This is a genomic window from Crocosphaera sp. Alani8 (assembly GCF_038442745.1).
In the GTDB taxonomy this organism is placed as follows: domain Bacteria; phylum Cyanobacteriota; class Cyanobacteriia; order Cyanobacteriales; family Microcystaceae; genus Crocosphaera.
In genome coordinates this window covers 1-10,167 of record NZ_JARVCN010000109.1, presented here as the reverse complement: position 1 = coordinate 10,167, position 10,167 = coordinate 1, and the positions used below count along the sequence as shown (strand labels likewise).

Genomic DNA, 10,167 nt, shown 5'->3' with positions numbered 1-10,167 from the left:
GTCTAGATTTACTATTCTTTCATTTTCTCACACCTCATTCCTGATTGCTATATCATCGATCTTATTGAGATTACTATCAATGAATACAGCACTGTTTCGCTCGGTTTGAGCGAAGTTCCTGATGGTTTAGAATTGATTTCTAGCCCTATTTCTTATACAGGTGATTTTGACCGCTCTGTAGAAAGAACCTTTGAATTTGACCTCACCTTTAACGCATTAGAACGAGGAGATTACGAGTTCCCTGTTTACGCACTGGTTGATGGTGGGATTGTTGCTACCGAGTTAGATATAATTACCGTTGATGAAGGAGGAAACCGACCCAGAACCGTACCTGAACCTAGTTCTATGATCGCTTTAATGGGTTTAGCAAGTATTGCAGGTATTTCTCGATTAAAACGAAAAGATCATTAGTAGATTAGTCTAGGCTGAGTGGAAAAATTCCTGCAACTATAATACAGAAACTGGCATCTGATTAAAGCCAGATGCCAGCTTCTGTAGTTCCTAACAACATATTCTTCAACCCTAATTTAGATAAAGTTCTCCAATGTACAATAAAATTTTAGTTGCTGTTGATAATTCTGACATAGCCGAACAAGTAATTGAAGTAGCTCTGACTTTAGCTCGGGGATTTCGTGGACAATTAATGTTACTCCATGTTTTGTCTCAAAATGGTGAGGATAGCCCCATTGGTTTTGTTCCTTACGCTAGTAGTTATAGTATTGATTTGATTGAAAAATTTAAAGCAGATTGGCAGCAATATCAACAGGAAAGTTTACAACAATTAGAAGCATGGACAAAACGAGCCAAAGAGAATAATATTCAAGCAGAGTTGCGGCAAGCAAATGGGAACCCTGGCCGAGTTATTTGTGATGTTGCTAGGGAATGGCAAGCTGAATTAATTATTATCGGACGTAGAGGAAATTCTATAGCCAGCGAAATCATATTAGGTAGTGTTAGTAGTTACGTCATCCATCGTTCTCATTGTTCTGTCCATATCGTACAATCTTGACATCTTCCCTACCCCTTCTACAGCTAAAAAAATATCAATCTTGCCAGGTTCCCTCCTCTCTTAAAATTAAATTTTCTCCTTGATATACCAAAAGTACGCCATCGTTATGAACAACATAAACGTATTCACCATTAAGGAATTCATAACCCAAAGAGCGACAAGGTGTGACACCATCAGCGCAAGTTTTAAAAATAGTTTTACCAACTAATTGTATGCTGTCTCCTGTGTTAATATTTGTTCCTTCGTATGAAACACGATCACAAGTAACTGCACCTTCAAAACAATGCGATCGCAGAACAATGTTAAAATTTTCAGTTCTTAATCTTTGTTGCCTGACATTATCGTAAACTTCAACGTATAAATTATAAGTGGCATTGCCTCTTGTTCCCCCCACAATGATTTTATAGTCTCCATTAATCGGTAAGACAAGGTTTGTCTTAGTAACTTCTTGTTTAAGAAGAGTATTGTTAGGAGAAACTAAATCGAAGACAGCATTATTTTCCAAAGAAGTTAAGGAAATAGTCATGATTTGTGATTTATTCGCCCTTAATAAATAAATATCCTTTGTTCCCCTGATAACTGCATCTTCGACGGTGCTTGAAATCTCCCCGGAATCAAATTGAATGCGTCTTGTGCGATCGCTTTGTGCTTCAATAGGAATAGGGTTTAAGCCTACTAATAGCAGACATAAACCCAAAAATAACCTAGAAAATTTCATAATTATTTGTTGCTCAATAAACTGGTTTTGCCGACACTGCGAACAAGAAGCACCCTACAGCGTTGAGAAAAACCCGCCTGAAAAGACTGAGACTGACTTTGCACCTTCATTCCAAACACCTTATGTGTCCACACCTCCAGTTCCTCAATCTTTTGCCCTAAAACAAATATTACGAACCACTGTTAACGGGATTGGTCAATTCCTTCAAGCAGACAGGGTTCTCATAGCTCAAGTAATGGAGTCAGGAGAAATAGTAGTAATCGAGGAGTACAAACAAGGGCCTTGGAAAACATTACTCAATCATCATATAGGTCAATTTGTTACCCCAATGGACCTTGAAGCTTGGGAACTAGGAAGTGTTGTAACCCAGACTGAGGTACAAGAGGAAAGCAAGCAATCCTTTAGAATGATGAAGTTTGATAGGTTATATGACGTTAAAGCAAAAATTATTGTTCCCATTCGTCAAAATGAAAACCAGGCAAAATGTATTTATCCCGTAACCCACTCTAACCATCAAACAAAAACAGATAAGAGTTTATGGGGATTAATAATCGTTCATCAGTGTTCTAGTCCGCATCAATGGACATCTTCAGAACTAGGTTTTCTATCTTTATAGCAGTTCCCATACTTGTGAGGTACAGAAGTTATCTCTTTGAGGCAGAAGGCAGGGGGCAGGAGGCAGAAGTTAGGTGTACCTCATGAGTCCGAGAAACGCTATATTATCTACTCAATTAATTATTTCCATTCAACAAGATCACTTTTATCAACACCTCAATAAAATTAATCAAAAATTAGAAGAAATTGCTTTTCAGGACCGTTTAACCCAGATCCCTAACCGACATTATTTCGATTACTATCTTGACCAAGAATGGCGACGTATGGCCAGAGAAAAACAAGCCTTTTCTTTAATTGTCTGCGATGTAGATTTTTTTAAAGCCTATAACGATACTTTCGGCCATCTTCAAGGAGACTACTGTTTACAAAAAGTAGCTCATAGTCTCGAGAGTATTTTACAACGTCCGGCAGATAAAGTCACCCGTTACGGGGGAGAAGAGTTTGTCATTATTTTACCCAATACTGAAGTTGAAGGGGCGATTCATGTTGCTCAAAAAATGAGATTAGCAATCAAACAATTAAAGCTGCCTTCAGCTAACCAGAAAGTGAGTCAATACGTAACAATTAGTTTAGGAGTTACTAGTGTAGTCCCTTCTCAAAAAACGTCCCCCAGACAGCTATTAGATGAGGCAGACAAAGCTTTATATCAGGCTAAAAAACAAGGTCGAGATCGAGTTGTTTTAGCAAAAAGACCGACCTTAACTACTCTTCAAAATCAGGTTTGCGTCAACTAGTTGATCCTCCTTCTCCTAACTCTTAGAAGGTATATACTTAGCTAGTTTCCCTGCAAGATTAGCTAGGGTCATACTTTGTAACCATACTTTACCAGGCCCCGTTAATTTTGCCAAAAATAGACCTTCTCCACTGAACAAAACATTTTTAATCCCTTTAACCCTGTCGATTTTAAAATCAACTGTAGGTTCAAACAAAGCAACATGACCAGGATCAACTAATAGGTTTTCTCCTCGTTTTAAATCATAAGTCTGCATTTCTCCTGGAATTTCTAAAAATGCTTTTCCTGGGCCAGTTATTTTCTGTAAAATAAATCCTTCTCCTCCAAATAAAGCAGCACCTAGTTTTTGGCGCAAATGTAACCCTATTTCTACAGTTTCTTCAGCACACATAAAAGCATCCCTCTGGCAAATTAAGCTTTGTTCAGGCATTAATTGAAAATCCAAAATTGTCCCAGGAACTTCTGTGGTAAAAGCTACCATTCCTTGACCAGAATTACAACAATAACTGGTCATAAATAGGGATTCTCCTGACAATGCTCTACCAATACCTGCCATTAGTCCACCTCTGGTATTAGTCTTCATTTCTATGTCTCCTTTCATCCAGGCCATTCCCCCAGATTCCGTATAAATAGACTCCCCTATCATTAGATAAGCTTCGAGAATTGGCATAAGGGTTCCGTGGATTTTATACTGCATTGGTTATTAGATAAATTCAGTGGGTTATTTTTATACTATGAAATTAAATGTACTCACATAAGAAAATTTTTAAGATCATTTTAATGTTTACTATAGAACAATAATAATTAACTTATTTCTTTAAATGCCATCTGGGAAACAAATGTTATATAATAGTTGCTGTACGACATTTTCTAGGAAAATGTTAAATTAAAAAGAAAAACTCTATTTTAGATCAATTAATTAAACGATGAACTTTGTTAAGCAAACCCTTGCCAGTATTATTGGAACGTTAGCGGGATTATTTTTATTTGCTACCTTGGGGGTTAGCAGTTTAGTGATACTATTAATTACTTTAGCCAGTGTAGACACAGAACCAACTATCAAAGATAAATCAGTTTTAGTATTGGATCTTTCCACAGAAATTAGAGATAGAGAACCCATCGTTAATCTTGGGGACATATTATCAGAGAGAAATAACTCAGTGTTAACCTTAACTCAGGTTGTTAAAAACATAGAAAAAGCCAGTAAAGACGATAGAATAAAAGCTATTTTCTTAGACGGAAGTAACGCAAGCGGAGGCAGTGGTTATGCTAGTTTTGCAGAGATTAGAGAAGCATTAATAGAATTCAAAGAGAGTGGCAAAAAAATCATTGCTTACGATGTTACTATCAGCGAACAAGAATATTATTTAACCTCATTAGCAGACACCTTAATTATCCATCCTATGGGTTTAATGGAATTAAATGGTATAGGAACTGAACCCTTATTTTGGACAGGTGCATTGGATAAGTACGGAATTGGTGTACAAGTGGTAAGAGTAGGTGAATATAAAGCAGGGGTAGAACCTTATACCAGAACCCAACTCAGTCCGGAAAATCGGCAACAATTAGAAGTTTTACTGGGTAGTATCTGGGATAATTATCTTCAGCAAATAGGGGAAAGTAGAAAAATAAAAGCCAATCAATTACAAACTATTGCCGACAATAAAGGTGTTTTATCCCCCCAGGAAGCAGAGACACTGAAATTAGTTGATCAGGTAGGTCATAGAGATCAAGCTGTTTCAATTTTAAAAGAAATCACAGAAAATGAAGACAAATCCCTGAGACAAGTTTCGTTCAATAACTACACAAGTATTCCAGTTACCGGAGTAAATAATAATAGTTCTAGTAATAAAATTGCCGTCGTTTATTTAGAAGGGACAATTGTTGACGGAATAGGAAATAGAGAACAAATCGGGGGAGCCCGTTTTGCGAGAATACTGCGTAAAATTCGAGAAGATGAACAAGTAAAAGCGGTAGTTATCCGTATCAATAGTCCTGGAGGAAGTGCTACGGGATCAGACGTTATTTTACGAGAAGTTCAGTTAATTCAAGAGAAAAAACCTGTGATTATTTCTATGGGTAATGTAGCCGCTTCTGGAGGGTATTGGATAGCCACAGGAGGAGAACATATTTTTGCCCAACCTAATACTATCACTGGCTCCATTGGAGTGTTTGGCATCTTATTTAATATCGAAGAAATTGCCAGCAATAACGGAATTACCTGGGATGTTGTTAAAACAGCAAAATTTGCCGATTTAGGAACAGTAACCCGCTCAAAAACAGACCAAGAACTAGCCATCTACCAGGCATCAGTTAACCGAGTTTATGACGTATTCCTCGAAAAAGTTGCCAAATCTCGTAACTTAAGCAAAGATATGGTTGCCAACATTGCCCAAGGTAGAGTGTGGTCCGGAGAAACAGCGAAAAAAATTGGCTTGGTGGATAGTTTTGGAGGATTAGACACAGCCATTAATCACGCAGTAGAAAAAGCCGAATTAGGGGAAGATTGGCAAGTTACATCCTATCCTACCTCCCAAGGATTTGCAGAATTATTTATGAGGAGAACCTTAGATGAAGATATCAAAATTAGTAATAATTCTACTGATCCTTTGACCCGAGAATTTTTTAAATTTCAAGAAGAATTAAAACATATTCAAAACTTCAACGATCCCCGAGGGGTTTATTCTATTCTTCCCTTTAATTGGCAGTTGCATTGATATAGCAGTTCCCATATTTGTGAGGTACAAATTTTTCTAGTTTTAGGAGTCAGGAGTTCCTCACTCCGTTCCGGCGCTATCGCACAGGAGTCAGGAGTTAGAACCTAAATATTGGGTGTACCTCATGAGTGTGAGAAACGCTATAGTAAGTAACAATAACATCAAAAAGGTAAACTATAACTTGTTTTTTATTGGCTGTTCCGCCATTGAAGGAAATATCAAAATGTACTTGAAAAATATTCATTTATATGCTTTTCGTAATTATCACGAGCAAAGTCTTAAATTAGAGTCGCAAAAAACAATTTTATTAGGAAATAATGCCCAAGGAAAATCCAATTTACTCGAAGCAGTAGAACTCTTAGCAACCTTAAAAAGCCATCGCACCAATCGCGATCGTGACCTAATTTTAGAAGGGGAAAAAACAGGACAAATACTAGGAACAGTAGAACGTAACTATGGGGAATCTCAACTAGGAATTACCCTGCGTTCGCCAGGAAGACGTAGTTTAATGTTAAACCACGAAAACCTACGCCGTCATCTAGAATTTTTAGGTCATATTAACGCAGTCGAATTTTCTTGTTTGGACTTAGAATTAGTGAGAGGTTCCCCAGAAACCCGTCGCAGTTGGTTAGATACCCTTTTAATTCAATTAGAACCAGTTTATGCCACCATCATTCATCAATACTATAAAATTTTACGTCAACGAAACGCCTTACTAAAAGTAATTCGTAAAACCGTAGAAGATCCAGACAATACTAACAATCTATCCGCTGAAATGTCCCAACTAAAACTATGGGATCAACAATTAGCTGAATCAGGAACCAGAGTGACTCGACGGCGAAACCGCGTCATTGAAAGAATCATCCCGTTAGCACAAAATTGGCACAAAGAGATTAGTAATGGGAAAGAACTCTTAGAAATTAACTATTTACCCAACATTGAGATCCATAGCGAAGAACCCCAACAAATACAACAAGCATTCTTAGAGAAAATAGAGCAGCGTCGTATAGCTGAGCAACAATTAGCCACCACCGTAGTTGGTCCCCATCGAGACGATGTAGAATTCACTATTAATAGTACCCCCGCTAAATCCTACGGTTCTCAAGGACAACAAAGAACCCTGGTTTTAGCCATTAAACTAGCAGAATTGCAATTGATAGAAGATGTCATCGGAGAACCCCCCCTACTGCTCCTAGACGACGTTTTAGCAGAACTCGACCCTAACCGGCAAAATCAGCTATTGGAGGTAATTCAAGGACGTTTTCAAACCCTAATAACCACCACTTACTTGCACTCTTTTGATACCCAATGGTTAAAATCCTCTCAAATTATGAAAGTTGAGCAGGGAAAAATTTTTCAAGTATAATTTTCTGGGAACATCTGAGAAGGCAGTAACGACTAGATGAGAAAGCTGCGCAAACCCGAAATAAGAAAGGTTAACTCTTTCATAAAGTAAGTTATTTTTCTTATAATAAAAGTCTTAGGGCAATAAGCAGCAGATCAATAGGATATAAACTTCCCATAATCCTATTAGATTAGGAAGCTAAAAAAGCTATTTCTTACCAGAAACCCCCCTCCTTAATAACGCTTTGTAAATTCAGTGAGATGTCAAGATGATTTTGGATAAACTAAAACGCTGGGCCATTACAGAACCTATTGAAGACGATTCTGAATACGATGATCCCAACTACGTTGAAATCGACGGTAACTCGGACTTTGAGGTAGAAGAACCAGTAACACCTCCCGCCACTCAAGAAGTTGAACGCCGTTCTTGGAGTAAGCCAATGGCATCTAATCTGAATGCAGAACTAAATACGAGAAACAACAAAGGTAATGTAGTCGCTATGCCTGGAATTAACAATATTGCTGAAGTTGTGGTGGTTGAACCCCATTCCTTCGATGAAATGCCCCAAGTCATTCAAACCCTTCGCGAACGTAAATCTGTGGTTCTTAACCTCAATGTAATGGAACCCGAAGAAGCACAACGGGCTGTTGATTTCGTTGCTGGTGGTACCTATGCTATCGATGGACATCAAGAACGCATCGGGGAAAGTATTTTCCTTTTTACACCTAACTGCGTCAAAGTAAGTAACCTCTCTGGCACAGTTCACGATGTCCCTGAAATTCCCACCAACCAATCCCGCAACCCCTCCCCTATGGCTAACTGGGGGGCTGATGTTAACCGTTTAGTTCAGTAGGAAACTCCTCTGGCTTTTCCTTCGCAACGCAACGATCGCTTAATATTTTCAGTTAACAACATTACCATCGCAAACTTGTGTCTATTAGACTGAGTATCATTGGAGGCGGGGTGATGGCGGAAGCAATACTCACCCGTCTTTTGCAGTCTCAACTTTACCCCCCAGACTCCTTATTAGTAAGTGAACCCCAAGGGGACAGAAGGGACTTTTTAGCCCAAACCTATCAGGTAAAGGTCACCAGCAACAACCAAGAGACTTTAGAGGCAGCTGAAGCCCTATTATTAGCCGTCAAGCCTCAAATCCTAGATAAGGTTATTTCTCAGTTAACCTTAGATGAGATAGGAAACTATCCCCTAATCCTGTCGATTTTAGCAGGAACCCCCTTAAGTCGCCTAGAACTGACATTTCCTAACTTTCCGGTCATTAGGGTGATGCCTAACACTCCGGCTACAGTAGGGGCTGCTATGACAGCGATCGCAGCTGGAACCCAGGTTAAACCTTCCCATCTAACCCTAGCTACCTCTATTTTTGGGGCAGTGGGAGAAGTGGTAGAGGTTTCTGAGTCATTAATGGATGGTGTGACCGGTTTATCCGGATCTGGCCCCGCGTTTGTAGCCTTGATGATCGAAGCTTTATCCGATGGTGGAGTTGCTTCCGGCTTACCTCGGGCCATCGCTACTAAACTGGCTATCCAAACGGTGTTAGGAACCGCCACCTTAATCAAAGAAACCGAGTTGCACCCTGGCCAGTTAAAAGATAACGTCACCAGTCCAGGGGGAACCACCATTGCAGGGGTAGCCAAGTTGGAAGAAAAAGGCTTTCGTTCTGCTGTAATCGAAGCTGTTAAGGCGGCTTACAGGCGATCGCAAGAGTTAGGGAAATAAGTTTTTAAAAATGGATAATAAATAAGTAAAGTTTAGTGCTGAATTCTTCTTTAAAGGAAGAGTTTTCAGCAAAATTAACTATCCGTTTAAAACCGATAAATGATAACTAATAACCGAAGATGGATACTGATTTTATTTACACTTATCCTCCCCTAATTCCTGGTATTTTGAAAAAGCGATACAAGCGTTTTTTAGCAGATATTGAATTAGAATCAGGGGAATTGATCACTGCACATTGTGCCAATACTGGGCCAATGATTGGGGTGTGTAAGGTTGATAGTCGGGTTTATGTATCTAAGAGTAATAATCCTAAGCGAAAGTTAGCCTATAGTTGGGAATTAATCAAAGTAGAAAAAACCTGGGTTGGCATTAACACTTCCTTACCAAATCGAGTTATTAAACATATTTTAGAACAAGAAAAACTTCCCCCTTTACAGGGAAAATATAATCAAGTTCGTTCAGAAGTTCCCTACGGAAAAGATAAGAAAAGTAGAATAGATTTTCTCTTAAATAATGAATCAGGAGAAAACCCGATTTATTTAGAAGTTAAAAACACTACCTTAGCTAAAGATAAGATCGCCCTATTTCCTGATACCGTAACTACTCGCGGACAAAAACATTTACGAGAATTAATGGATTTGTTACCCTCTGCCCAACCGATGATGTTATATTTTATTAACCGAGGAGACTGCGATCGCTTTTCTCCTGCAGATGATTACGATCCGCAGTATGGAAAACTATTTCGGGAAGCTGTTAAAAAAGGAGTAACAATTTTACCCTGTCGCTTTGATGTTACACCCCAAGGAATTCGTTATTTAGGACTAGCAGAAGTAGAAAATTGACTTTTCATATTAAAAATAGCTAAATTTTTGATTACATTTATTCAAATTTTTTCACAAAAAATAATAATAAAAATTGTGTATATGTAGTTTTTATTACTCCAAATATTGGGACTATTCAAATAGCGAACTTGAAGAGAATTTGCTATGACTAGAATTTACTTTGGAACTAATCGAAATCTAATTGCCTCAAAAAACTCAGAACAAGGGTTTGACTTTGGGAGTAACTTCAGTGACGATGGACTCGCTAACCTACGCTTTGGAAAAGCAGAGGTAACAGGGGATGATTTTTCTAACTATGAAATCCAACTAGCACCAGAAAATCTACTTAGTGAACCTCCAGTGTTAGGAAGTCAGACGATTTTACGAGAACTTTCTAAACAAATGAGAGACAACGCAGAAGAGAAGCTTCTCAAAAAGTCTGGGGGGACTCGCCGAAAGTTAGGGGACAAAG

General features: G+C 38.5%; 11 protein-coding genes and 1 pseudogene. 10 read left to right on the top strand and 2 right to left on the bottom strand.

What is annotated here, in order from left to right; translation table 11 throughout:
* Positions 1-105 precede the first annotated feature (105 nt).
* Together P9B04_RS07760 and P9B04_RS07755 are read left to right on the top strand one after the other, a co-directional pair.
* Entirely contained in the window at positions 106-411 is a 306-nt protein-coding gene (locus tag P9B04_RS07760; RefSeq protein WP_342054420.1) for a PEP-CTERM sorting domain-containing protein, read from the top strand.
* Between the two features lie 133 nt (positions 412-544).
* A complete protein-coding gene (locus P9B04_RS07755) occupies positions 545-1,009 on the top strand; it encodes a universal stress protein (RefSeq protein ID WP_342054419.1) in 465 nt (154 codons plus the stop codon).
* A gap of 34 nt (positions 1,010-1,043) precedes the next feature.
* Here the strand turns inward: P9B04_RS07755 and P9B04_RS07750 are convergent, their stop codons facing one another.
* Positions 1,044-1,727 carry a hypothetical protein gene (locus tag P9B04_RS07750; protein WP_342054418.1) on the bottom strand — a complete coding sequence of 228 codons (684 nt, stop codon included), beginning with the start codon at positions 1,725-1,727 and terminating at the stop codon, positions 1,044-1,046.
* A gap of 124 nt (positions 1,728-1,851) precedes the next feature.
* On the opposite strand from P9B04_RS07750, the gene P9B04_RS07745 reads away from it, so the two are divergent.
* The gene (locus P9B04_RS07745; protein ID WP_342054417.1) at positions 1,852-2,343 is read left to right on the top strand and encodes a GAF domain-containing protein; all 492 of its coding nucleotides are present in this window, start codon (positions 1,852-1,854) and stop codon (positions 2,341-2,343) included.
* A gap of 82 nt (positions 2,344-2,425) precedes the next feature.
* A complete protein-coding gene (locus tag P9B04_RS07740) occupies positions 2,426-3,076 on the top strand; it encodes a GGDEF domain-containing protein (RefSeq protein WP_342054416.1) in 651 nt (216 codons plus the stop codon).
* A 15-nt stretch (positions 3,077-3,091) separates the two neighbouring features.
* Here P9B04_RS07740 and P9B04_RS07735 read toward each other — a convergent pair whose 3' ends face one another.
* Complete coding sequence (locus tag P9B04_RS07735) at positions 3,092-3,772, bottom strand: TIGR00266 family protein (protein ID WP_342054415.1); 681 nt, start codon at positions 3,770-3,772, stop codon at positions 3,092-3,094.
* Between the two features lie 229 nt (positions 3,773-4,001).
* On the opposite strand from P9B04_RS07735, the gene sppA reads away from it, so the two are divergent.
* From sppA to P9B04_RS07705, 6 genes and pseudogenes are all read left to right on the top strand, one after another.
* Positions 4,002-5,792, top strand: a complete 1,791-nt coding sequence (sppA, locus tag P9B04_RS07730) for a signal peptide peptidase SppA (protein WP_342054414.1) — start codon at positions 4,002-4,004, stop codon at positions 5,790-5,792.
* 223 nt (positions 5,793-6,015) lie between these two features.
* Complete coding sequence (gene recF / locus P9B04_RS07725) at positions 6,016-7,158, top strand: DNA replication/repair protein RecF (protein ID WP_342054421.1); 1,143 nt, start codon at positions 6,016-6,018, stop codon at positions 7,156-7,158.
* Positions 7,159-7,405: 247 nt separating this feature from the next.
* Entirely contained in the window at positions 7,406-7,990 is a 585-nt protein-coding gene (locus P9B04_RS07720; RefSeq protein WP_342054413.1) for a cell division protein SepF, read from the top strand.
* 77 nt (positions 7,991-8,067) lie between these two features.
* Positions 8,068-8,874: a pyrroline-5-carboxylate reductase gene (proC, locus tag P9B04_RS07715; RefSeq protein WP_342054412.1), complete on the top strand. Its 807-nt coding sequence runs from the start codon at positions 8,068-8,070 to the stop codon at positions 8,872-8,874.
* A 119-nt stretch (positions 8,875-8,993) separates the two neighbouring features.
* A complete protein-coding gene (sfsA, locus tag P9B04_RS07710; RefSeq protein ID WP_342054411.1) occupies positions 8,994-9,716 on the top strand; it encodes a DNA/RNA nuclease SfsA in 723 nt (240 codons plus the stop codon).
* A 144-nt stretch (positions 9,717-9,860) separates the two neighbouring features.
* Positions 9,861-10,167, top strand: a pseudogene (locus tag P9B04_RS07705) (hypothetical protein); the annotation flags it as partial.

Excerpts from the sequence above, each read along its gene's own strand:
- P9B04_RS07755 (WP_342054419.1), top strand. The coding sequence starts at position 545 with ATGTACAATAAAATTTTAGTTGCTGTTGATAATTCTGACATAGCCGAA.
- P9B04_RS07750 (WP_342054418.1), bottom strand. The coding sequence starts at position 1,727 with ATGAAATTTTCTAGGTTATTTTTGGGTTTATGTCTGCTATTAGTAGGC.
- P9B04_RS07740 (WP_342054416.1), top strand. The coding sequence starts at position 2,426 with ATGAGTCCGAGAAACGCTATATTATCTACTCAATTAATTATTTCCATT.
- P9B04_RS07735 (WP_342054415.1), bottom strand. The coding sequence starts at position 3,772 with ATGCAGTATAAAATCCACGGAACCCTTATGCCAATTCTCGAAGCTTAT.
- sppA (WP_342054414.1), top strand. The coding sequence starts at position 4,002 with ATGAACTTTGTTAAGCAAACCCTTGCCAGTATTATTGGAACGTTAGCG.
- recF (WP_342054421.1), top strand. The coding sequence starts at position 6,016 with ATGTACTTGAAAAATATTCATTTATATGCTTTTCGTAATTATCACGAG.
- P9B04_RS07720 (WP_342054413.1), top strand. The coding sequence starts at position 7,406 with ATGATTTTGGATAAACTAAAACGCTGGGCCATTACAGAACCTATTGAA.
- sfsA (WP_342054411.1), top strand. The coding sequence starts at position 8,994 with ATGGATACTGATTTTATTTACACTTATCCTCCCCTAATTCCTGGTATT.